20 protein-coding genes and 1 tRNA gene are annotated in these 23,278 nt (G+C 71.8%); 13 read left to right on the forward strand and 8 right to left on the reverse strand.

The window, feature by feature from the left end; translation table 11 throughout:
- Positions 1-98 precede the first annotated feature (98 nt).
- Positions 99-848, reverse strand: coding sequence for an SDR family oxidoreductase (locus tag AC5L3X_RS04290; RefSeq protein ID WP_189123504.1), 750 nt, complete (start codon positions 846-848; stop codon positions 99-101).
- A 19-nt stretch (positions 849-867) separates the two neighbouring features.
- Positions 868-1,896 (reverse strand): phosphotransferase family protein, encoded by a 1,029-nt coding sequence (locus AC5L3X_RS04295; RefSeq protein WP_494855239.1) that lies wholly within the window; start codon positions 1,894-1,896, stop codon positions 868-870.
- 158 nt (positions 1,897-2,054) lie between these two features.
- Between AC5L3X_RS04295 and AC5L3X_RS04300 the strand changes: the two genes are divergently transcribed.
- Both AC5L3X_RS04300 and AC5L3X_RS04305 read left to right on the forward strand, forming a co-directional pair.
- Complete coding sequence (locus tag AC5L3X_RS04300; RefSeq protein ID WP_494855241.1) at positions 2,055-3,134, forward strand: GNAT family N-acetyltransferase; 1,080 nt, start codon at positions 2,055-2,057, stop codon at positions 3,132-3,134.
- Positions 3,131-4,246, forward strand: coding sequence for a DegT/DnrJ/EryC1/StrS family aminotransferase (locus AC5L3X_RS04305; protein ID WP_494855242.1), 1,116 nt, complete (start codon positions 3,131-3,133; stop codon positions 4,244-4,246). Before AC5L3X_RS04300 ends, AC5L3X_RS04305 begins: the two co-directional genes overlap by 4 nt.
- Here AC5L3X_RS04305 and pdxR read toward each other — a convergent pair.
- Positions 4,215-5,624, reverse strand: a complete 1,410-nt coding sequence (gene pdxR, locus AC5L3X_RS04310) for a MocR-like pyridoxine biosynthesis transcription factor PdxR (protein ID WP_494855244.1) — start codon at positions 5,622-5,624, stop codon at positions 4,215-4,217. The genes AC5L3X_RS04305 and pdxR overlap by 32 nt on opposite strands.
- Positions 5,625-5,695: 71 nt before the next feature.
- On the opposite strand from pdxR, the gene AC5L3X_RS04315 reads away from it, so the two are divergent.
- The 11 genes from AC5L3X_RS04315 (at position 5,696) to AC5L3X_RS04365 (ending at position 17,699) form a co-directional block, all read left to right on the forward strand.
- Positions 5,696-6,334, forward strand: coding sequence for a pyridoxamine 5'-phosphate oxidase family protein (locus tag AC5L3X_RS04315; protein ID WP_494855245.1), 639 nt, complete (start codon positions 5,696-5,698; stop codon positions 6,332-6,334).
- Between the two features lie 86 nt (positions 6,335-6,420).
- Positions 6,421-8,859, forward strand: coding sequence for a serine/threonine-protein kinase (locus tag AC5L3X_RS04320; RefSeq protein WP_494855246.1), 2,439 nt, complete (start codon positions 6,421-6,423; stop codon positions 8,857-8,859).
- 113 nt (positions 8,860-8,972) lie between these two features.
- Positions 8,973-10,625, forward strand: coding sequence for a serine/threonine-protein kinase (locus tag AC5L3X_RS04325; protein WP_494855247.1), 1,653 nt, complete (start codon positions 8,973-8,975; stop codon positions 10,623-10,625).
- 21 nt (positions 10,626-10,646) lie between these two features.
- On the forward strand, positions 10,647-12,164 hold the full coding sequence (locus tag AC5L3X_RS04330) for a protein kinase family protein (RefSeq protein WP_494855248.1): 1,518 nt from the start codon (positions 10,647-10,649) through the stop codon (positions 12,162-12,164).
- 61 nt (positions 12,165-12,225) lie between these two features.
- Positions 12,226-13,362: a DUF2510 domain-containing protein gene (locus AC5L3X_RS04335; protein WP_494855249.1), complete on the forward strand. Its 1,137-nt coding sequence runs from the start codon at positions 12,226-12,228 to the stop codon at positions 13,360-13,362.
- Between the two features lie 71 nt (positions 13,363-13,433).
- Positions 13,434-14,027 carry an oligoribonuclease gene (gene orn, locus AC5L3X_RS04340; protein ID WP_189123496.1) on the forward strand — a complete coding sequence of 198 codons (594 nt, stop codon included), beginning with the start codon at positions 13,434-13,436 and terminating at the stop codon, positions 14,025-14,027.
- A gap of 64 nt (positions 14,028-14,091) precedes the next feature.
- A tRNA-His gene (locus AC5L3X_RS04345) sits at positions 14,092-14,167 on the forward strand.
- A gap of 150 nt (positions 14,168-14,317) precedes the next feature.
- Positions 14,318-14,542: a helix-turn-helix domain-containing protein gene (locus AC5L3X_RS04350; RefSeq protein ID WP_189123495.1), complete on the forward strand. Its 225-nt coding sequence runs from the start codon at positions 14,318-14,320 to the stop codon at positions 14,540-14,542.
- Positions 14,543-14,854: 312 nt separating this feature from the next.
- Positions 14,855-15,289 (forward strand): LPXTG cell wall anchor domain-containing protein, encoded by a 435-nt coding sequence (locus AC5L3X_RS04355; protein ID WP_494855251.1) that lies wholly within the window; start codon positions 14,855-14,857, stop codon positions 15,287-15,289.
- Positions 15,279-17,054, forward strand: a complete 1,776-nt coding sequence (locus AC5L3X_RS04360; RefSeq protein WP_494855253.1) for a DUF4012 domain-containing protein — start codon at positions 15,279-15,281, stop codon at positions 17,052-17,054. The genes AC5L3X_RS04355 and AC5L3X_RS04360 overlap by 11 nt, the downstream gene beginning before the upstream one ends.
- Positions 17,055-17,114: 60 nt before the next feature.
- Positions 17,115-17,699, forward strand: a complete 585-nt coding sequence (locus AC5L3X_RS04365) for an arsenate reductase/protein-tyrosine-phosphatase family protein (protein ID WP_189123492.1) — start codon at positions 17,115-17,117, stop codon at positions 17,697-17,699.
- Here the strand turns inward: AC5L3X_RS04365 and AC5L3X_RS04370 are convergent.
- Genes AC5L3X_RS04370 through AC5L3X_RS04390 form a run of 5 tightly spaced genes read right to left on the reverse strand, consistent with a single transcriptional unit; the run spans position 17,689 to position 23,250 of the window.
- Positions 17,689-19,062, reverse strand: coding sequence for a tyrosine-protein kinase domain-containing protein (locus AC5L3X_RS04370; protein WP_494855255.1), 1,374 nt, complete (start codon positions 19,060-19,062; stop codon positions 17,689-17,691). The genes AC5L3X_RS04365 and AC5L3X_RS04370 overlap by 11 nt on opposite strands.
- A gap of 4 nt (positions 19,063-19,066) precedes the next feature.
- Positions 19,067-20,107, reverse strand: coding sequence for an MraY family glycosyltransferase (locus AC5L3X_RS04375; RefSeq protein WP_494855257.1), 1,041 nt, complete (start codon positions 20,105-20,107; stop codon positions 19,067-19,069).
- Positions 20,104-21,087, reverse strand: coding sequence for an NAD-dependent epimerase/dehydratase family protein (locus tag AC5L3X_RS04380; RefSeq protein ID WP_225262448.1), 984 nt, complete (start codon positions 21,085-21,087; stop codon positions 20,104-20,106). Before AC5L3X_RS04380 ends, AC5L3X_RS04375 begins: the two co-directional genes overlap by 4 nt.
- 55 nt (positions 21,088-21,142) lie before the next feature.
- Positions 21,143-22,096, reverse strand: coding sequence for an NAD-dependent epimerase/dehydratase family protein (locus tag AC5L3X_RS04385; protein WP_189123488.1), 954 nt, complete (start codon positions 22,094-22,096; stop codon positions 21,143-21,145).
- A complete protein-coding gene (locus AC5L3X_RS04390; protein WP_494855258.1) occupies positions 22,093-23,250 on the reverse strand; it encodes a glycosyltransferase in 1,158 nt (385 codons plus the stop codon). Before AC5L3X_RS04390 ends, AC5L3X_RS04385 begins: the two co-directional genes overlap by 4 nt.
- Positions 23,251-23,278 lie beyond the last annotated feature (28 nt).

A 23,278-nucleotide genomic window follows, 5' to 3' on the forward strand; every position in this document is an offset into this window, starting at 1 on the left:
ACCTCCACCCCTCGCACGTACATACAGAGAGTCGGGCGCTGCCGCGCCCGACCTTTATAACCGTATATACGAGACTTGCAAGCTGCTTGCGCTTCAGATTAGGGGGCCGGCGGCCGCTCACCACCCGCCGGGCCTGGAACACCCGCGTAACGGTAGGGCACGGGCTGCCGGCCCGGCTGAACTACCAGCAACGTACCGGGAGATTCGGCATAGAAGGCGGATTCGACCGCCGCGGCCACGTCCTCGGCCGTCAGCAGCGGGAACCCGGCGTTGACGAACAGCTCGCGCGCGTCGGCGACCAGCGGCGTGTCGGTGAAGCCTGGGCAGACCGCGCCGATCCTGACGCCGTCCCTGGCCAGGGGCGCGGCCAGGGCCCTGACCAGCCCGACCACGGCGTGCTTGGTCATCGTGTAGATCGGGTCTCCGTCGTAGCCGACCAGCCCGGCCAGCGAGGCCGTGACCACGATCGCGCCGCCGCCGGAACGCCTGAGCAGCGGGACCGCGGCCGCGACGCCGAAGACCACGCCGTCGACGTTGACGCCGACCGCCCTGCGGTACTGCGCCGCGTCGAACGCGGCGAAGTCGACCCCGCTGGTGATGCCGGCGTTGAGGTGGACCAGGTCGAGCCGGCCGTACCTCTCCTCGGCCAGCGCGACGGCCTCGCGCGACGCCTCCTCGGTGCTCACGTCGGCGGCCAGCGCGACGCCGCTCACCTCCTTGGCGAGCCGCTCGGCGCCCTCGCCGTCGCGGTCGACCAGCACGCATCGGGCGCCGCCGGCGGACAGCCGCCGCGCCACCGCGGCGCCGATGCCGCTCGCCGCTCCGGTGATCAGTGCAACAGTGCTCATCAACGCTCCTGTGGGGTGGTCACGACTGGTCGAGGATCCTGTGCGCACGGGCTACCAGAGTGGGCACGGCCGAACCGATGTGCTCGAACCCATCCCCCACGGTCTTACCCTGCCGGAAGCGGGCGTGGATACCCTCCACGATGACCGCGAGCTTGTAGTTGCCGAACGCCACGTAGAACCCGAGGTCGGAGATGTCCCGGCCGGACACCTTGGCGTAGTGGGCGGCGAACTCGGCGGCGTTGAGGAACCCGGGGGCGAGCGTCACGTCGCCCGCCACCGGGATGCCGGCCCGTTCGTCGTCGCCGGGGTCCTGCCAGTAGGTCAGCGTGAGCCCCAGGTCGGCCAGCGGGTCGCCGAGAGTGGACATCTCCCAGTCGACCACGGCCAGGATCTCGGGCGCGGGAGCCGTCCGGATCAACGTGTTGTCCAGCCGGTAGTCGCCGTGCACGAGGGTGCCGGCCGAGCCGGACGGCATCCGGTCGCGCAACCGGCCGGCGAGCCGGTCGTACTCGGGCAGGTCGGCGGTCTTCGAGCGCTCCCACTGCTGGCCCCAGCGCTGGAGCTGCCTGGCCAGGTAGCCCTCCGGACGGCCGAAGTCGCCCAGGCCCACCTCGCGGTAGTCGACGGCGTGGATGGCGGCCAGCACCTCGGCGAGCCGCTCGGACAGCCGCCTGGTCTCCTCGGGCGTGGGGTCCCCGAGCTCCGCCCTTCTTCGTACGGCCGCGCCCTCGACGTATCCCATCAGGTAGAACGGCGCCCCGATGACGTCCTCGTCCCCGCAGAACGCCACGGGTTCGGGCACCGGCACGGGGGTGGGCGCGAGGGCCGAGATGACCCGCCACTCGCGTCGCATGTCGTGGGCGGTGGGCAGGACGTGCCCGAGCGGCGGGCGGCGCAGCACCACGCGGCGCTCGCGGGCCTCGACGAGGTAGGTGAGGTTGGACTTGCCACCGGAGATGAGCGAGACGGAGAGGGGCTCGCCCGCGTCGGGGACGTTCTTGGCCATCCACGCGGACAGGCGAGGCTGGTCGATCCCGGGAACGGTCATGGACACACATTAGAACGTCACTCGGTCCTGAACGCTAGCTGAGAATTCTGTAACGTTCCGAGGCTGCGTGAACCACCGGCTGAAATACCCCTTACCCTGGGATTACACGTCTCCCCGCATGCTGACATGGGACAACGGCATGCCGACGGTAGGAGCCCATGCGCGTCACACTTGCTCGCCCCAGCGAACTGGGCGCACCCGAGCTCAACCGGTGGCGAGCCCTTCAGGAATCAGAGCCAGGTTTCGACAATCCGTTCCTGTCGCCCGAGTTCACGGTCATCGTCGGCGGGTTGCGCGACATGGTCAGGGTCGCGGTGCTCTACGACGGGCCGGAGATCGTGGGGTTCTTCCCCTTCGAGCGCCATCCGCTGGGCATCGGCAAGCCCGTCGCGGCGGGGCTGACCGACGCGCAGGGCCTGGTCCACGCCAAGGGCGTGGAGATCGACCCGCACCGGCTGATCAGGCAGTGCGGCCTCTCGGTCTACGAGTTCGACCATCTCGTCGCCTGCCAGCCGCTGCTCGACGAGCGGCACGAGCGGCATCCGTCGCCGATCATCGACCTGCGTGACGGCTACGAGAGCTACACCGGCTTCCTACGCGAGCACTCCGGCAAGACGTACAAGACCACGCTGGCCAAGTCGCGCAAGCTGCAGCGCGAGGTCGGCGAGGTCCGCCACGACTACGCGATCACCGGCGCCGAGCCACTGCACACCCTGCTCGCCTGGAAGACCGACCAGTACCGCCGCACCGGCCGCACCGACAGGTTCGCCCACCAGTGGATCGTCGAGCTGGTCGAGCGGCTGCTGGCCACCCGGACCGAGTCCTTCGCCGGTGTCCTCGACATGGTCTACGCCAACGGCCGGCCGGTGGCCGGGCACTTCGGGCTGCGCACCCGCACCACGCTGGCCGGCTGGTTCCCGGCCTACGACACCCAGTTCGCGAAGTATTCTCCCGGTCTCATCCACCACCTGGCGATGGCCGAGCGCGCCGCCGAGTCGGGCATCGAGACCATCGACATGGGCCGTGGCCAGAAGGAATACAAGGAGAAGCTCAAGAACGGCGAGTTCCAGGTCGCGGAGGGCAGGGTGGCCACCGCCGGCCCGGCCGCCGGCATCCACTGGCTGATGCGGGTGCCCGCGCGCAGGACCAGGGCCCTCGTGCTGGCCAACCCGGTGCTGCACCGGACGGCCGATCGCACGCTCAAGACCCTCGGCCGGCTCCGCACCGCCCGTTCGTGAGGCTCATCGCCGAGCGCACGGGCCGCCGGTGCCTGCGCCTCCCGTCCAACCGTCTGGGGCTCTACCTGGCACTGCGTCACTGGTGCAGGCCCGGTCAACGGCTGCTCATGTCACCGGTCTCCGCCGACGAGATCCTCTTCCTGGTGCTCGCCGCCGGCCTGCGCCCGGTGATCGCGACGCTCTCGCCCGGCGACGGCAACATCGACGCCTCCCGGGCCGACCTGTCGCGAGTGGACGCGGTCCTGACGACCAACCTGTACGGCCTGCCCGACCAGATGACCGCCTTCGCCGGAAAGATCGTGATCGAGGACGTGGCCCACGCGCTGGAGACCACGTTCGACGGCCGTCCCCTGGGGACGTTCGGCCAGGCCGGTGTCTTCAGCCTGTCCAAGCACGCGAGCGCCGGCTCCGGCGGGGTGCTCGCCGTCGAGCACTCGGCCGACCTGGAGGCGCTCCGGCAGGCCCGCGACGAGCTCATGGTCCCCGGCTCGCCGCTCAGGCAGGTGTTCGACGTGGTGACGTCCATGGCCCGCCAGACCGCGCTCAAGGCCGACCTGGTCCGCCCGGCCCTCTTCCTGGCCCGGCGGCTCGGGCTGCAGGAGCCGCGTGACGGCTACCGCATCACGCTCAAGGCCGACTCCCTCGACCGGGCGCTGCGGCAGGCGCCGTCCCTGTCGGCGTTCGACCCGTGGGTCCGCGCCGACCTGCACGACTACCGCGCGCGCAGGGGCTACGTCGCGCACTGGTACCAGTCGAGGCGCCTGGCCCAGGTGCCCGCCGAGCGGGCCCGGCGGCTCGACGGGGTGCGCCTGCTCGCCGAGCTGCCCATCGTGGCCCCGGCCGTGCGCGACCACGTCGACCAGCCGTTGTTCCGGGTGCCTCTGCTGGTGCGCGACCGCGACGCGGCGATCCGGGAGCTGGAGCGCCACGGCGTGGCCGTCGGCTACCTGTACGACCCGCCCTACGACGACTACGCCCTCGGCTACACCGAGCCGTCGCCCGATCCGGGCCCGGCCCGCTGGTGGGCCCGCCACGTGCTCCCGATCAACCCGCTCTACGCCTCCCGCGCGCTGCCGATCCTCATGCCCCTGGCCCCGGCGCCCCCGCTCTGACCTCGGCGATCAGGCCGGCGACGATCCGGCAGCCGCGCCGCACCTCGGGCAGCGAGGCGGAGCCGTACCCGATGACCAGACCGGGGCGGCCGGGGCCGAGGTGGTGGCGCTCGGCCGGGTCGAGCAGGACACCGAGCTCCCGGGCCCGCTCGACGATGCCGTCGCAGGTGCCCGGAGGCAGCTCCGCGAACACGTGCAGGCCGGCCGTGTCGCCCCGCAGGCGGCAGACCGGGCCCAGGGTCTCGACGATGACCGTCCGGCGGCGCGCGTACTCGAGCCGCATCCTGCGCAGGTGGCGGTCGAGGTCGCCGCGTTCGAGGAGTGTCGCCACGGCCTCCTGGACCGGGCCGCTGGTGCGGTCGGACAGCTTGGAGCGCAGCGCGGCGACCCTGGCCACTAGCTCGGGCGAGCCGACCAGCCAGCCGACGCCCACGTCGGGCGCCAGCGACTTCGACAGCGTGCCCAGCAGCACCACCCGCGAGGGGTCGAGGCCGTAGAGGGCGGGCAGCGGGGCGACGTCGTAACGGAACTCCGCGTCGTAGTCGTCTTCCACGATCATCGCGCCCGTGGCCCTGGCCCAGGCCAGCAGGCGTTCGCGGCGCGGGATCGGCAGCCGCCCGCCGAGCGGGTACTGGTGCGCGGGGGTGGTGTAGAGCAGGCCGAGGTCGTCGGGGAGGCCGTCGACGATCACGCCGTCCTCGTCCACCGGGCACGGCACGACCTCCGCTCCCCGTGCGGCGAAGACCGTGCGCGCCACGTGGTAGCCCGGCTCCTCGACGCCTGCCCGGCCGCCGCCGCCGAGCAGGGCCAGCGCGCACAGGTCGAGCCCGTTGCCGGTGCCCCGGGTGACCAGGATGCTCTCCGGCTCCACGGCCACCGACCTGGTCCGTCTCAGGTGGCCGGCCAGCAGCTCCCGCAGGCGCGGCAGGCCGTAGGGGTCGGGGCGGTCGCCGGGGGGCAGGTCGCCGGCCTTGCGCCAGGCCCGTTTCCAGGCGGCCCGGTCGTAGTCGCGGACCCAGGGATGGCCGGGCCGCAGGTCGATCGCCCCGGCCGCCAGGCCCGCGACGGGCGCGGGGGCAGGACTCGGCGTGGGGGGCACGGCGGCCGGCCGCCGGTGCGTCTCCAGGGAGGCGACGAACGTGCCCGAGCCGTGCCGTCCCTCCAGCCAGCCCTCGGCGTACAGCTGCTGGAAGGCCTCGGTGATCACCGTACGGCTCACCCCGAGCTGCGCCGCGAGCGCGCGTGAGGACGGCAGCCGCTCGCCGGGCGCCAGGGTGCCCGCCAGCATCGCCTCGCGCAGCCGGCCCGCGAGCTGCGTCGAGAGGGGCACGGCCGACTGCCGGGACAGGGATACGGGCAGGTCGACGAGGCTGCGCACGGAAGTGGTCTCCCATAAGTGGTCAATAGTGGCCCTATAACTTAGAGCCACTCGCTGGCTACCGTCGAATCATGCTCTCCACCACGCCCCGCACCAGACTCGGCCGCGAGAAGCAGCGGGCCGGCACCGATCGCCAGGAACTGTACGACCTGCTCGACACCGGGCTGTTCTGCCATCTGGGCGTCGTGGTGGACGGCTGCCCGATGGTGGTGCCCACCGGCTACGGGCGCGCCGGTGACACCCTCTACCTGCACGGTTCCACCGGAGCGCGGTCACTGCGTGCCGCCGCCGGGGCCGAGGTGTGCGTCACCGTCACCCACGTCGACGGCATCGTGCTGGCCCGGTCGGTCTTCCACCACTCGGTCAACTACCGCTCGGCGATCATCTACGGCCGGCCCGAGCCGCTGACCGGAGAGGAGGAGCGCCTGGAGGGGCTCCGCGCCCTGACCGAGCAGCTCGCGCCCGGCCAGTGGGACTACGCCCGGCGCCCGTCGCCCAAGGAACTGGCGGCGACGGCCGTGCTGGCCCTGTCGCTGGAGGAGGCGTCGGTCAAGATCAGGCGGGGCCCGCCACAGGACGACGAGGCGGACTACGAACTGCCTGTCTGGGCGGGGGTGCTGCCCCTGCGGACGGCCTGGGGCGCGCCGGTGCCCGACCCGGTGCTCCCAGAAGGTATCGACGTACCTGTTCACATCAGCGGCCGAGAGTAGTTCCATAATTCCGGAGCCACCTGGCAAACCCGACCTCCAACTCGTGCGTCTCATCAGGTGGGCCGATTCCTGATGGGAGAGGCAATATGGAGTGGAGCGCCTCCGGTTACACCGAGGTCAAGCAGCTCGGAGCGGGTGTCAGCGGCAGGGTCGTGCTGGCGGTGCACGACGAGACCGGTGTGAAGGTCGCCATCAAGTACCTCGCCGCGGAGCTCCGGCGCGACCCCGCGAAGCTCGCCCGCTTCCAGGAGGAGGCGCGCCTGCTGGTGACCCTGCGCGATCCGCACATCGCCACGATGTGGGAGTACATCCAGGACCGCGACGGCGCGGCCATCGTGATGGAGCTGGTCAACGGCGTCTCGCTGCGCGCCTTACTGCGCGAGAACGGCACCACCGGGCCCGAGGCCGCGCTGGTCGTGCTGAAGGGCTCGCTGCTCGGCCTGGCCCGAGCGCACCGGACACGGCTCGTGCACAAGGACTACAAGCCCGAGAACGTGATCGTCCGCGACGACGGGGTCAGCAAGCTGGTCGACTTCGGCATCGCCGTACGACAGGGCACGGCCTCCCTTCCCGAGGGCACGCCGCCGTACATGGCGCCGGAGCTGTGGGCGGGCCATCCGGCCTCGCCCGCGACCGACGTGTACGCGGCCACGGCAGTGTTCTTCGAGTGCCTGACCGGGCACCGCCCCTACCGCTCGACCGAGCCGAGCGTGCTCGGCTACCAGCACGTGTACGCGCCGGTCCCGGTGCACGACGCGCCCGAGGAGATGCGCGATCTGCTGGCGCGCGGCCTGGCCAAGGACCCGGCCGAGCGGCCGGCCAGCGCGGACGCGTTCGTGGCCGAGTTGGAGGCGACGGCCCGGGCCGCCTACGGCGAGGACTGGGAGGAGCGCGGCAGGCGCCGGCTGGCCGGGCTGGTCGCGCTGCTGGCCCTGCTCCTGCCCGTGCCGCGGCAGCCGCCCGCCGAGGTGACCACCTCACTGGCGAGGACCGTGTTCCGCGGCGCGCGGAACAACGCGGCCCGGGTCGCGATGGGCGCCGGTCTGGCCACCGTGGTGGCGGTCGGCGCGGTGTACGTGCTGGCCAACCGGGACACCCGGCCGACGGCCATCGACATCGCCGCCGCGCCGGAGTCGCCGGGAGCGGCACCGGCCTCCGCGCCCCCGAGCGTGCCGAGCGGGGAGCCGCCGACGGGCGGCCTCCCCTCGCCCGAGGACGGTGAGGGCGACCCCTCGGCCGCGATCCTGCCGGACCGCAGTGACGAGCCGGAGACCACGGGCAGCACGCCGACCGGGACGTCCGGGCCGACCAGCACCAGCAGCACCGGCCCGGCCTCGGCCAAGCCCTCCGTCACGGCCACCGGCACCACCCCGGTGACCTCGGCCAGCCCTCCGGCGAGCGACCCGGCGACACCCTCCGTGACCCCGACCCCGACCCCGACCCCGACCCCCACGCGAACGCCCACCCCGACCCCGACGCCCACTCCGACCCCCACCCCCACTCCGACCCCGACTCCCACGCCGCCGACGTCGGTGGCGGGCATCGGCATCGGCCCGCTCACGCTGAACGACGACGCGGTCGGCGGCGCCACGGTCACCATCCGCGCGACCGGCACCCGCCCGATCACCGCCACCGCCGTGTGGTCGGTCGCCGGCGACCCGGTCCAGCGCCGGCAGGTACGGCTCAGCGGCGACACCTCCTACACCCGCACGTTCAGTCACATGTTCGCCGAGCGGCCCTGTGGCAGGACGGTCACCCTGACCGTCACCACCTCGCCCGCCGCGCCGGGCGGCGCCAGGACCGCCTCGCTGAACGTCCCGCCCTGCCCCACGACCGTGAGCGGGCTGCGGGTGGGGCTGGCCATGGCTCCCTCCCCGGGCACCCGCGCGACCGCCCGGATCCGGGTGACCACGACCGGCACCGACGCGGTCCCGGTCGAGGCCGGTTTCGCGCTCAACGGTGACGGCGTCGGCACCAGGAAGGCGACGCTGTCCGGCCGGACGGCCTACACGCGGACGCTCACCCTCCCGTTCGAGAGCAGGCCCTGCGGCTCCACGATCTCCGTCAGCGTGACCGCCGGAGACCGGAAGGCCACCGCGCGGGCCCGGGTGACCTGTCCCCCAGGTGTCAAACAGGTGTCCATCGTCCGCTCGGCGGTCAACGCCCGCGGGCTCGCCACCGCCGCCGTCGCCGTCTCCACGGTCAACGACCGTCCGGTACGCCTGACCGTCGGCTTCTACCTGGCCGGCCGGCTCACCGGCACCCGGCAGGTGGCCCTGTCGGGCGAGACCTCGTACCTCAGGGTGCTGAACCACTCCTTCGGCGACCTGCCGTGCGGCGTGACCTGGCAGATCAGGGCGGCCACCCGGCCCGGGGCGGCGAACGGCGGCGACACGGCGGCCGGCCGGACACCCGCGTGCCCGCCCGAGAACGAGGAGCCCGACACCGAACAGCCCGCCACGGAGCGCCCGCAGACGGACGAGCCCGCGACCAAGGAGCCGGAGACCCCTGGCACGATCGGCTGACCGGGGGTCCGCATACCGATCGAGATATCCATGCCTGGAACCTGGCGATATCCCGTTAAGCTACGCTCCGTCTGTTGAGGGTGGGGGCCCAGACGACTCCAGAGGAGACCGTTATGCACGGTGATGCGCAGTGGGGGGTCCCCGGGTACAGCTCGGTCCGTGAGCTGGGCAGCGGATCCGCCGGCCGCGTGGTGTTGGCCAGGCGTGACCACGACGGCGCGGAAGTCGCCGTCAAGTACTTGTCCGACGCGCTGAGAGCCGATGTCGGCTTCGTCGCCCGTTTCCGGCACGAGGCCCGTCTCCTCGGCACGTTGCGCAGCCAGCACAACGCCCGGCTGATCGACTACGTCGAGACCGGCGCGGGCGCGGCCATCATCATGGAGCTGGTCAACGGAGTGTCGCTGCGCGAGATGCTGCGCTCCGAGGGGCCGACCGGGCCCGAGGCCGCGCTGGTCGTGCTGAAGGGCTCGCTGCAGGGCCTGGCCGCCGCCCACGCGATCGGCGTCGTGCACCGCGACTTCAAGCCCGAGAACATGATCGTCCAGGGTGACGGCAGCAGCAAGCTGGTCGACTACGGCATCGCGGTGCGGGCCGGCGAGGACGCGAGCGCCGCCGGGACCCCGCCCTACATGGCGCCGGAGCAGTGGTCGGGAGCGTCGGCGGCGCCGTCCACCGACGTCTACGCCGCCACGATCGTGTTCTTCGAATGCCTCACCGGCGCCCGCCCCTACCGCGCGACCAACCTCGCGGCGCTCGCCCGGCAGCACCAGAGCGCGCCTCCGCCCGTCGAAGAGGTGCCTGGGCCGCTGCAGGGGCTGGTCGAGCGAGGGCTGGCCAAGGACCCCGCCGGACGGCCGCCGTCCGCAGAGGCGTTCCTGACCGAGCTGGAGGCCATCGCGACCGAGGCGTACGGAGCCGACTGGGAGGAGCGCGGCCGCCGCCGTCTGGCCAGGCTGGCCGGGTTGCTGCTGATGTTCTTCCCGACCGCGCCGGACGCGCCGGCCGAGGTGCGGACGTCGCTCGCCGAGACCCATTTCGGCACGCCGTCCAAGCTGCTGACCAAGCTCTCGTCCAAGGTCCTGATCGGCACCGCCTGCGCCGGCGTGGTGATCGCGGTCGCGGTGGTGACGGTCAGCGCCTTCGACGACGGCGACACGACCCTGCGGGCGCAGACCTCCCAGGTCACGCCGTCCACGGTCGCGCCCTTCACCGAGGAGCCGACCGAGGAGCCGACGGAGGAGCCGACCGAGGAGCTCACGCCGGTCACCGAGGAGACGACGCCGGAGGCGCCCACACCGGAGCCGACGGCCTCGACCAGCGCCGGGCCGCCCGTGGCGTCCTCGTCGCCGACCCCCCGGCCCACCAGGACCCGCGCGCCCAAGCCGACGCCCACCGCGAGCAAGACTCCCACGAAGCCGGCCGACACCGAGCCGACGATCACGGGCACGCTCGACGAGCCGCCGGTCTCGGCCACCCGGCCGACCACGGCGGCGCCCACCACGGCCGCTCCGCCGACCTTCCGGCCTCCCACGCGGACGCCCGGCACACCCGCGCCGGAGCCCACGCCGACCCGGAGCGACGGCGGTGACGGTGGCGATGGAGGCGACGGAGGCGGCGACACCAGGCCGACCCCGGTGCCCGAGGACACGGGGGCCGGGCGGGCCGCGGCGGCACTGCTCGCGGCCGGGCTGGTGACGTCGGGCGCCGTGCCCGTCACACTTGCGGTGAGGCGTCGTATGGCGGGACGGCACCGGAAGAAGAGTTAGCGACGTCGGGGGGGCGAGGCGATGGACAACGCTCGGAACGGCATCGCCGGCTTCCGGCTCACGGAACACACCTGGATCACCGAGGTCGGCAACTGGATCGACGCGATCTCACCCGACGGGCGCAGGGCTGGGGCGCTGCTGTTCGACCTGAGGGTCATCGGGTCGCCGGGGGTGCGCGATCGGGTGGTGGCGGCGGTCATGACCGACCAGCGGCTGGTGCTGGGCGGCCTGAGCGGCCTGATCCCGGTGGCGGACGTGGTGGCCGCCGGCGACCAGGTGTGGCTGCTCACCGCCCAGGCGGTCAGCCCCACCCTGTTCGACCTGCTCAGCTCGGGCTCGATCGACCCCGGCGGCGCGGCGGCCGTGCTGCTGGAGACGGCGCAGACCCTGCTCGCGCTGCACGCCTCCGGGCTCACGCACGGCTCGGTGCACCCGCGCACCGTGGTCATCGCCTCCGACGGCGCCGCGCTGCTGTCCGAGCGCGGGCTGTCCGACGCGATCCGTGCCCAGGTCTCGCCGCCCGAGCGTGACGCGGCGGCGTGGGCCTCGCTGGCGCGCGGGCTGGCGGCCTCGACCCACGGGGCGCCGCGGGCCCAGGACCTGTTCGAACGGGCGGCGGTGACGGCGACCACCCGCGGCCTGGCCGCCGCCAGGGACGTGCTGGTGGCCGGGCGCGAGGTGCTCCCGGGCGGGGCGATCAGCCGTGACCGGCTGGCCCAGGCGGCCCGCGGCCAGTCGGTGTTCGCGCAGGCGCCGCCGCAGGCACTGCCGCGCGACGAGGGTGACATCGTCACGCTCCTGCACGTGCCGGGCGCCTCGTCCGGGTCGTCCGGGTCGTCCGGGCTTTCCGGGCCGGGGTCGTACGGGTCTGGGGCGTATGGGTCTGGGGGGTCCGATTCGGCGGCGTACGGGTCCGGGTCCCATGGGCCCGGGGCGTACGGGTCCGGGGGGCAGGTGCAGTTCGGGCCGGGGGTCGGCTCCGGTGGCGGCGCCGGCTTCGGTGGCGGCGCGGACACGGGGCCGGGGGGCGGTACGCGGGAGCCGCAGCCGGGCACCACGGCCGAGCGGATCTGGCGGACCGGCAAGGACGAGCAGGCCACCGTCCAGCGGCGCGACCGGACGTCACGGGCCTCGCGCGCCCGTCGGCGCCGGACGATCCTGGCCGCGGCGGTGTTCGCGGCCATCCTGGCCGGGGCGATCCTGGGCTGGCTCCGGCTGAGTGACGGCCCCGAGCTGGCGGTCGTGGCGGTCGACGTCGTCGCGCCGAAGAAGACCCAGGGCTGCGGCAGCGTCGTCCCCATCACCGGCACGATCGTCACCAACGGCGCCCCTGGCGAGGTCCACTACGAGTGGCGCAGAAACCTGGACAAACGGGTTGAGAAGGGCACCCTGCGGACCACCTCCGACCGGACCTCCTACGAGGTGTCGTTAAGGTGGTCGCTGGACGGCAAGAGCACGGTCAAGGCCACGGCGACGCTCCGGGTGCTGTCTCCCGCCCCGGTGATCACGGAGAAGGCGAGTTTCACCTACAAGTGCTGACGCCCGGCCACTACGCCTGGCAACAATGCATATCAAAGCCGTTCTTACTACTCTGGCGAGCATGACCACGCAGACCCCCGCGGGCTGGTACCCCGACCCTTACGGATCGCCCCGACTCCGTTGGTGGGACGGTGATCAGTGGACCGATGCGACTCACCCCCTGGAGCAGGGAGCGCGGCCACAGCAGCAGCCTTCCTCGGGGCCGCAGCCCGACTGGTCGGCCACCCCGGCCAACCCGACGCTCCAGTTCGGCCACCCGGCAGACACCCACGCGCCGTACGGGCAGCCCACCCAGCCCCAGGCCCCGTACGGGCAGCCCAACCAGTCTCAGCCCCCGTACGGGCAGCCCAACCAGTCTCAGCCCCCGCACGGGCAGCCCGCCCAGCCGCAGGCCGCACACGGGCAGCCGCCGTGGGGCGGCGGCCCGCTGCCCGGCCCGGAGTTCGGCCCGCCGCCCAAGCAGGGTAATCCGCTGCCCTGGGTGTTCGGCGGCCTCGCGGCGCTGGTCGTGGTCGCCCTGATCGTGGTGGCCGGGATCTTCCTGATCAACAGTCGGTCGCCGGGCGAGGCGGCCAGACCGGCGCCCACGCGCACCCAGGGCTCCCCTGATCCGGGCCAGCCCTCGGAGCCGGCGCCGACGGGCGAGCTGCCGCAGCCGCAGGACGGCCGCGTCGCCGATCCGCTGGCCGGCCTGTCCTACGAGGTGCCCAGCGACTGGAAGGTGCCCGCCTTCGGCGACATCAACGGCGCCGACCCCGCCCTGCAGCGCTGGTCGAGCGGTGTGGAGGCGACCTCCCAGGAGAACTACGACGGCAGCGGCGGCAACTGGATCGGCAATGTCTACACGGGCCTGCTGCACGAGCTCTACCCGTACGAGGGAGCGCAGGGCCTGGGCACCACGGCGAAGATCGTGGTCGCCGACTTCACCAGGAAGTACTACCAGATCCCGCACGCGACCAAGGTCACGCGGGACGAGGCGCTCAAGATCGGCGACCGGAACGCCTGGGTCATCAGGTTCGAGCTCGACTTCACCGAGGAGTCCAAGGCCAAGGGCTACAAGTGGAACAAGGAGAACGGCGCGGTCGTGATCATGGATCGCGGCGAGGGCGAGCGCCCGGGGCTGCTGTACATGTCGGTGCCGGACAATCTGGGCACCGATGTCGACGATCAGGTGCTGAGCTCGCTCAAGCCGGCCTGACCGGTGGCACTAGGCTGGTGGGGTAGAGCAAGCGGGCGGACGGCTCCGAGCCGCTTGGGCGAGGAGAACGTATGAGTGACTTGCTTGTCTGGATCGACTGCGAGATGACCGGGCTCGACCTCGGTCGTGACGCGCTCGTCGAGGTGGCCTGTGTCATCACCGACAGCGAGCTCAAGCAGGTGGACGAAGGCGTCGATGTGGTCATCAAACCGCCGCCCGAGTCGCTGGAGCAGATGTCGCAGGTGGTCCGCGAGATGCACACGGCCTCGGGGCTGCTGCCCGAGCTGCCGGGCGGGGTGACGCTGGCCGAGGCCGAGTCGCTGGTGCTCGAGTACATCCGGCGCCACGTGCCCGAGCCGAAGAAGGCTCCGCTCTGCGGCAACTCGATCGGCACCGACCGCACGTTCATCTCGCGCGACATGCCCGCGGTCGACGCCTACCTGCACTACCGGATGATCGACGTGTCCTCGATCAAGGAGCTGGTGCGCCGGTGGTACCCACGGGTCTACTTCGCCGCACCCGAGAAGCAGGGCGGACACCGGGCTCTGGCCGACATCACCGAGAGCATCAGAGAGCTGCGCTACTACCGCGCCTCCGTGTTCGTCGCCCAGCCCGGGCCCGATTCGGCGACGGCTCGGGCGCTCGCCGAGCGTGTCACGGGTTAATGAGTGGCGTGAAGACTCCCGAACACCGCTACAATTTTCCTGTGCCGCTACAACGCGGTCCATGGTGGGTGTAGCTCAGGCGGTAGAGCGCCAGGTTGTGGTCCTGGATGTCGAGGGTTCAAGTCCCTTCACTCACCCCATGAACGGCCGGTCCTCAGGGACCGGCCGTTGTCGTTTTCTCCTCAATGTCCCCAAAACATGACTATGCGAGTTATGCTCGCTGTCTACCGCTAACGCCGGAAGCTCGGGGGCCTCGGCGACCTGCCCGTCTGTGTGCCCCCGGAGGCCGGATGAGAGTCGACGACGCAGCGTTCGACAGCATTTTCACGTCCCTGAGCAAACGCGAGGCCGAGGTCATGGACCTGATCGCGACAGGTCAGTCCAACGGCCAGATCGCCCGTCGCCTCTTTCTCAGCGAGAAGACGGTCAAGAACCACGTCAATCGCATCTACGCCAAGCTGGGCGTGGACTCCAGGGTCACGGCCATCGGGCTCTGGCAGTCTCGCAACGGCTGACGGCGGCGGGCGCCGCGATCTCCGTGCTCATTGGGCGTGTTGCCGGACGGCTGTCCAGCCGACGCGCTAGCCTCTCACATCGACATCGCCGCGAGAGCGGCCGGGCCTGCCCCGTGACCTGGCTGATCCCCCGTCGGCCCGCGGCCGCGAAGCGATCGTCAACCTCCGGCGAATGATCAGTGATCATTCGGTAAGGCGTGTGCGCCCCCTGAAGCACCGCGCGTCCGGACACATAGAACGGTTTCGGGTGAACACTCGCCATCATTCCGGGCGAATGTTCTGAGGCCCGAACACCGTCACGGGGAGTCTGACATGGCTGGAAGAATCACGGTACCTATTCTCGTCGCGATGGCCGCCGCGGGCGGGATCACGTTCGCGTCCTCCGGAACGGCGATGGCCTCGGCCGCCCGGACCGCCTCCACGCTGGATCCGAGTCCGTTCCCCTACCCGCCCAAACCCGACCAGCACGCCGAGACCGACTCCGACACCGACACCGACACCGACGGGCACATCGAGTCCCGCACCGACGTCGAGGTCTTCGTCGAGGTCGACGACCTGGACCGCAACCGCTACTGGAGGCGCGGAGGCTGCTCCGGCGGAGCCTGCGGGGAGAAGATCGGGGCCGAGCTGCCGATGACCGGAGCGCCGGTGCAGACCCTGGCGGCGATCGGTGCGGGAATGCTGTTCCTGGGAGCCTCCGGAACCATGATCGCGGTACGGCGTCGCCGATCGTCCAGTGCGAGCTGACAAGCGCCGCCGGTTCGTCACGTTCGGCCTGCTGGTTCCAGCCGCCGGCCTCGTGGCGGCCGGCGGCTGGTCGGCGTACCTCGGCCGTAACGTGCAGGTCGAGCTCCAGGCCACCAAGGACATCCTGGCCGGGATGCGAGAGAGCGAGCCCCGGCAGCTGGGAGAGGCGCTCGCGCGGGCGCGTCTGCACGCGCACGAGGCGCTCCGCCTCACCAGCGGCCCCGACTGGTCGCTGATCTCCCGCTCCCCCGTCGTGGGAGACGGCGCGACCACCGTCCGGGGGCTGGCCGAGGTGGCGGCCGAGCTGACCGAGGTGCTGACCGACGTCCACGGGGCCGGCGCGAAGCTGATGGCGTCCGGCGGGTTCGCCATGGGCGACATACACGAGTTTCTGCCCCACCTCGAGGCCGCGGCGCCCACGCTGGACACCGCCGCCAGCCGGATCGCCGTGGCGCGGGCCCGGCTGGCGGCCACCCCGGCGGACACCGGCCTGGCGACGCTGGACGCGGCCCGCGGCACCGCGCTGCACGAGGTCGACCGGCTCAGTGGCTGGCTCGACCTCGCGGCCGACGCCGGCGCCCTGCTACCGCCGATGCTGGGAAACGACGGCCCGCGCCGCTACTTCCTCGGCTTCCAGACCAACGCCGAGGCTCGCGGCACCGGCGGCCTCGTCGGCGCGTTCGGCATTCTCAAGACCGACCGCGGGAAGTTCGGCATCAAACGGCTCGCCGCCAACAGCGGCCTTGAGCCGATCTCCCGCCCCGTCGTCGACCACGGCCGCGCGTTCCGCTCGCGTTACGGGGAGAGCCCCCTCTACCTGCTGGCCAACTCCAACCTCTCGCCGCACTTCCCGTACGCCGCGCGCACCTGGACCGCGCTGTGGGAACGCCAGACGCACCAGCGCCTGGACGGCGCGATCGCGACAGACCCGGTCGGCCTGTCCTACCTCCTCCAGCTGATCGGGCCGGTCACCCTGCCCGGCGGGGAGAAGGTGACCGCGGACAACGTCATCGACCTCACCGAGCGCACCGCCTACGAGCGCTTCTCGAACCAGTGGGCGCGCAAGAGGTTTCTCATCACGATCGCCACCGCCGTCAGCGAGGCCCTGCCCAGAGCCAGCATCGATCCGGCGGCCCTGATGTCCACCCTGTCCCGGATCGCGGAGGAGCGGCGGATCCAGATCTGGAGCCGCAGGGACGCGGAGCAGAAGCGGCTGGCGGCCACCCCGCTCGCCGGCGAGCTGCCGCGGCGGCCGGAACCGTTCGCCGGGCTGGTGGTCAACAACTCGGGCGGCAACAAGCTCGACTACTACCTGAAGCGCTCGCTCGAGTACGAGCTGGGGCCCTGCCGCGCCGACGGGACCCGCGTCAGCCGGGTACGGGTCGGCCTCTTCAACGACGTGCCGCGCGGGAAGCTGGCCCCCTACGCCTCCGGCCGGCTCGACTCCCCGAACCGTCACCACGCCCGGGGGTCCAACCTGCTGTGGGTCTCGCTGTTCGCCTCGGTCGGCTCGAAGAGCGGCGGCATGAAGATCGACGGTAAGCCCGCGAACCTCTTCCGGGAGGTCGAACGGTCCCACCCGGTCTACTCGACCATGCTGGAGCTGGGTCCCCGGCAGACGAGGACGCTGGAGTTCCTGATGCTGGAGCCGGTCACGGCGGCGCCGCCGCGTGTGCCGGTGCAGCCCCTGGTCCATCCGCAGCGGACCCAGATCATCGAGAATCCGGACGGCTGCGCCTTCGGCGCGGGTCAAGAGGACCGATAGAACGGCAAAGTCCGGCGTGCCGAGGCAGGCGGCCGGACCGGGCGTCCTACCGTCGCCCCCATGGAAGGTACGGGGGACGCCCTGCCGTCGTCGCGGGCCGGGTTTCGCATCCTGTTCGTCTGCACGGCCAACATCTGCCGCTCCCCGCTCGCTGAGCGGCTGGCCCGGTCGGTCCTCGGCCCGCCGTTCCTGGTGTCGAGCGCGGGAGTGCGGGCCGAGCCCGGCAGGCCGATGGCCGAGCCCGTACGGCGGCTGCTGCTGCGCATGGGCGGCGAGCCCGGCGGTTTCGTCTCCCGGCCGTTGACCCCGGCGCTGATGGCGGACGCCGACCTCGTGCTGACGGCCACCACCGCGCACCGGGCCGAGTCGGTCGGGATGTGCCCCGCGGCGGCCGCGCGTACCTTCACCATCGCCGAGTTCGGCACGCTGAGCCAGGCGCTCACCGACGCGGCCGTCATTCGCCCCCGTGACCCCGTGCGGCGCGCGCACACGCTCGTCGAGGAGGCGCGGGCGCTGCGCGGGCTGGTCCGGGTGGACCAGCCCGACATCGCGGACCCGTTCGGCGGCTCGCGCTGGGCCTACCGGAAGGCGGGGCGGCGGATCGCCCAGGCGATCGAGGCCCCGCTCCACCTGTTCACGCGGTGACCGGGGCCTTCGCCTCGGACTTGCTCTCGTACCCGTAGCCGTATCCGTAGCCGTCGTACCGGCTGGACTTGGCGGGCACGAAGTTGAGCACCGTTCCCACGATGCGCGCGTTGATCGACGACAGTTGCTCCGTGGCCCGCAGGATGTGCTCCTGCCGGGTCTTGCCGTAGCGCGCGACGAGCATCACCCCGTCGCAGATCGCGGCGAGCGTCGCGGCGTCGGTGACGGGCAGCAGCGGCGGCGCGTCGAAGATCACGATGTCGAAGGCGTCCGTGAGTTCGTCGAGCACCTGGCGCATGCCCTGCGAGCCGAGCAGCTCGCTTGGGTTCGGCGGGGTCTGGCCGCTCGGCAGCACGTGCAGGCTCGGCTCGCCCCAGGTCTGGATCACATCGGCCAGCCGGGCCCTGCCGATCAGCACGTCCGTCAGGCCGATCCCGCCCTCGATGCCCAGGTAGTCGGGAATGCGCGGGCGGCGCAGGTCTCCGTCGACCAGGAGCACCCGCCAGCCGGTCTGGGCCAGGGTGATCGCGAGGTTGGAGGAGGTCGAGGACTTGCCCTCGTTCGGCAGGCAGCTGGTGATCACGAGCGACTTGGGCTGCCGGTCGACCCCGATGAACTGCAGATTGGTGCGGAGCGAGCGGAACGCCTCCGCGCGGGACGACCGGCCGTCGCGCCGGACGATCAGCGGGTGGCGCCGCGCGTCCCTCTCATAGCCGATGATGCCCAGCGTGGAGCTCTCCGACGTCCGCTGCAGCACGTCGGAGGTCTTGATCGTGGTGTCCAGGCGTTCGCGCAGGATGAGCGCGCTGATCGAGGCGACCAGCGCGACCAGCACGGCGATCAGGAGGTTGAGCAGCGGCACGGGGCTGACCGGTTTCTGGGGCACCTCCGCCTGATCCACCACGGTGACCTTGACGGTCGGCCTGCTGGTGGGGGTCGGCCGCTCGATCTGGTCGATCAGCTTGGCGAACTTGGCGCCCAGGGCGTTGGCCAGTGCCGCGGCGCGGTTGGGATCGGCGTCGCTGACCATCGCGCGGAGCAGCACCGTGCCGGGGACGACCTCGGCTGTGATCCTGGCCTGCAGGCGCGGGATCTCGTCGCCCGTGGCGATCTCGCTGACGAGCCGTCGGCTGGTCAGCAGCGTCGCGTAGGACTGCACGCCCTGCGACAGGGTGCCCACCTGATAGGCGGGCGAGAACGCGCCCTGCTTGTCGTAACTGGAGAACAGCATGGTGATCGTCGCGACGTACTTGGGCGGCATGTTCGCGGTCACGACCAGCGCGGCGCCTACCGAGATGATCAGCGACAGGAAGATGAGCATCCAGTTCTTACGTGCGAGCCGTACCAGGGAGAGCAGGTCCACCTGATCATCGCCGCCTTTCACGGATTCGTGGAGGGTTCTCGACAGGACGGTGCGGCACGTCGGCGTTCACGCTCAGCAGCAGGGTGATGAGGCCGATCGCGGTGCCGGCCGCGACGATGGCGGCGCTCAGCGCGGGCACCCAGCCGAGGACCATGGCGGCGAGGAGCGCGCCGGCGAACGCGGCGGTCAGGGCGAGCAGCAGGGCGACCGAGCGGGCGTCGAAGCCGAGGCGCCGGAGCCGGTGCGACACGTGGTCGGTGCCGCCCGTCAGCGGCGAGCGCCCGGCGCGCAGCCGGGACAGGAACACCACGCCGGTGTCGACGGTCGCGACGAAGGTGGTCAGCAGCAGCCCGGCGACCGCCGTGCCGGGGCCCCGCCCCGTGCTCAGGGCGACCGCCGAGCAGGTGAGGACGAAGCCGATGAACAGCGACCCGGCGTCGCCCATGAACATCCGCGCCGGCGACCAGTTGTGCGGCAGGAAGCCCAGCGCCGCGCCGGCCAGCACGATCAGGAGCAGGGCCAGGGCGGGCTGGTCGAGCAGGAACGCGGCGCCCGCGAGGAAGACGGCGCTGACCGTGGCGACGGCCCCGAGCGAGCCGTCCATGTTGTCCAGCAGGTTGAAGGAGTTGGTCAGCACGACGATCCAGATCACCGTGATCACGCCGTCCGGCCACGCGCCGGTCACGGTGATCTCGACTCCGGCGAGCACGACGCCGATGGCCGACACGGTCTCCACGGTCAGCCTGGTGAGCGCCGGCAGCGACGCGATGTCGTCGATGAGCCCGAGCAGGGCCACCGCCGTGGCGGCCAGCAGGATGGCGGTGATCCGCTGGTCGGCGAAGCCGAGCGCGGCCATGGCGGGCAGCACCGTGGCCAGCGTGATCGCGATGCCGCCCAGGTACGGAGTCGGGCGGAGATGCCGCTTGTGCCCGCCGGGGCGGTCGGTGAACCCCCACCGCAGTGCCAGGTGCTTCAGCGGGACCGCGGCGGTGACGCTGAACAGGCAGGCCACCGAGCCGGCGGCCAGCGCGTATGCGCCGCTCACCGCATCGCCGCCGCGAGTTCCTCGCGGGCCTCCTCGACGATCTCGGTGAGGATCTCGTCGAGCGTGCGTCGCGGGACCCAGCCGGTGAGCTCGCGGATCCGCGTCGTGTCGGGGACCCTGCGGGTCATGTCCTCGAAGCCCTGCCGGTACGCCTCGTGGTAGGGAACGAGCTCGACCCCGGACGTGGACGCGGTGTGCTCGACGACCAGTTTCGCCAGTTCGAGGATGCTCACCTCGTCGGCCGAGCCGATGTTGAACGTCCGCCCGACGGCCGCGTCGTTGCCGAGCAGCCCGATCAGGGCGTCGACGACGTCCGTGACATGGGCGAAGCAGCGGGTCTGGGTGCCGTCGCCGAAGACGGTGAGCGGCTCGCCGGCCAGGGCCTGGCGCACCAGGCGCGGGATGACCATCCCGTAGGCGGGGCTCTGCCGTGGCCCCACGGTGTTGAAGAGCCTGACGACGATCGTGGGCAGGCCGCGTTCGGCGTGGTAGGCGTTGGCCAGGATCTCGTCGACGGACTTCGCCGTGCTGTAGGCCCAGCGGACGACGCCGGTGCTGCCGAGGATGCGGTCGGCGTCCTCGCTCAGCGCTCCGAACGAGTTCTTGCCGTAGATCTCGCTCGTGCTGGCGATCAGGATCTTCTTGCGGTACCTGTGCGCGGCCTCGATGACGATCTCCGAGCCGCGGATGTTGGTCGTGAGGCACCGCAGCGGCTGCTCGACGATCAGCTTGACGCCGACGGCTGCGGCCAGGTGCACGACCACGTCGCACTGGTTGACGAGTTCGTCGACGATGAGTTCGTCCAGGATCGACCCGTGGACGAAACGCATGCCGGGATGCGGCCGCAGGTTGCTGAGACGTCCGGTCGACAGGTTGTCGAGGATCACGACGGAGTCACCGCGGGCGAGCAACGCGTCGGTCAGGTGTGAGCCGATGAATCCGCTGCCGCCCGTGATCAGGTACTTGCATGCTTTACTCACGAGTTTCCCCATTGGTGCGTGAAAACGTGTTCGTTGGCGGTGGAGAGGGACGGGGTCAGGCCTGACTGCCGGCGCTCATGATCACCGCCTTCTCGAACCAGGCCACGGTCCTGCGCAGCCCCTCCTCCAGCGACACCGGGCGCACACCGGGAAACAGCTGGCGCAGCAGCGCGGGTGACGCCTGTGACTCGCGGATGTCGCCCAGGCGGGGCGGCAGGAAGGCGGCCTCGACCGGCCGGCCGAGGACCGACCCGAGGACGTCCTTCAGCTCCAGCAGCGAGATCCGGGTGCCGAAGGCCAGGTTGACCGGCTTCGCGCTGGTCACCCGGCGCACCACCGCCTCCCCGAGGACGTCCGTCACCGACCCCACGAAGGTGAAGTCCCGTGCCTGGTGCCCGTCGCCGTAGATCGGCACCAGCTCGCCCGCCATGGCCTTGGACACGAACGACGGGATGACCGCCGCGTAGGCGTGGTCGGCGGCCTGCAGCGGTCCGTAGACGTTGAAGAAGCGGAAGGGCAGGACGTCCAGGCCGAAGCTGGAGGCGTAGGCCAGCGCGTACGCCTCGGTCGCCAGCTTGCTCACGCCGTAGGGACTGAGCGGCCTGGTGGGCAGGTCCTCGTGCTTGTACGGCTCCGCGCTGTTGCCGTAGACCGACGACGACGAGGCCAGGATCACGTGCGGGCCGGAGACGCGGCACGCCTCCAGCACCCGCAGCGTGCCGGTGGCGTTGACGTCGTGCGAGGTCAGCGGGTCGGCCAGCGAGCGGGGCACCGACGGGCGCGCGGCCAGGTGGACGACGGTCGTGGTGTCGGCCACGAGCCGGGTCAGCAGCTCCGCGTCCAGGATGCTGCCCCGCACGAAGTCGGCCTCGACGCCGTCGAGATTGGCGAGATCCCCGCTGCTCAGGTCGTCCAGCGCGGTGACCCTCTGGATCTCCGGCCGGGAGGCGAGCGCCCTGCACAGGTTCGCGCCGATGAAGCCGGCGCCCCCGGTTACCAGGACTTTCATCTTTCGATCCCTCCTGTAGTGACACGACGATCCCGGCGCAGGCCGCCCAGCGATCGGTACAGGGCCTCGGTGTCGGCGACGAGGCGGTCCACGTCGAACGCGGCGCTCGACCAGGCGATGGCCGCCTCGCCCAGGGCGCGCGCGAGGTCCGGGTCGGTGAGCAGCCGCACCGTGCGGTCCGCCAGCTCCGTCACGTCGGGCGCGGCGAGCAGCCCGGTGCGGCGGTCCTGGACGACCTCGGCGACGCTGCCGACCCGCGTGGCGACGGCCGGGGTGCCGGCCATGGCGGCCTCGATGAGCGTGAGCGGCGTGCCCTCGTTGTCGGAGGTCAGCAGGACCACGTCGGCGGCCGCGTACACCGTCTCCACGTCCTTGCGCCAGCCCAGCAGGTGGAAGGCGTGCCGGAGGGGTTCGACACCGCGTGCCACCTGGTCGCGCAGCTCGCCGCCGCCGCAGATGACGAAGCGGCAGTCGGGCATCCGCTGGAGGATCGTGTTCGCCGTGGCGACGAACCGGTCGGGGCGCTTGACCTGGGTGAGACGGCCGACGTACGCGACCACGGGGGCGTCGGCGGGCAGGCCGAGCTCGCGGCGGGCGGTCAGGCGGTCGGGCACGGGGCCCAGCCGGACACCGGGAGGGATCACGACATACTGCTCGGGCCGCCCGATGCCGGCGGCGAGCAGGTCGTCCCGGACCTTGGCGCCCACGGTGACCAGGCGGTCGGACATGGACGCGAGGAGGCGTTCCGAGCGTACGTAGAGCGCCCGCTTCGCGCCCGAGAAGTAGCCGTCGAGGAGGTGACCGTGAAAGACGTGCACGCCGGCCGAGCCCACTCCCGCCAGCTTGGCGGCCACCCGTCCGAGCGCGCCGGCCTTCGCGGTCCGCGTGTGGACGACGTGGGGGCGGAAGGCGCGCATGGCCGACACCAGCCCGGTGAGGGCACGGACATCGTCGGAGGGCCTGATGGAACGGCCGAGGCCGGCGATGCGGTGCACCCGCACGTCGGAGCGCTTCAGACCGAGGTGGTCGCCCTCGTCGTCGCCGACGTGGCCGGTGTAGAGGCGGTGGTCGAACTCCTCGGAATTCAGGCGCTCGGAAAGTCCCATCACCTGTGTGGCGGGACCGCCGACGTTCAGCCGGGCGATGATTTCCATGACGCGAATCCGACTGTCCGGCTTCATT

Source organism: Nonomuraea sp. CX421 (genome assembly GCF_059358955.1).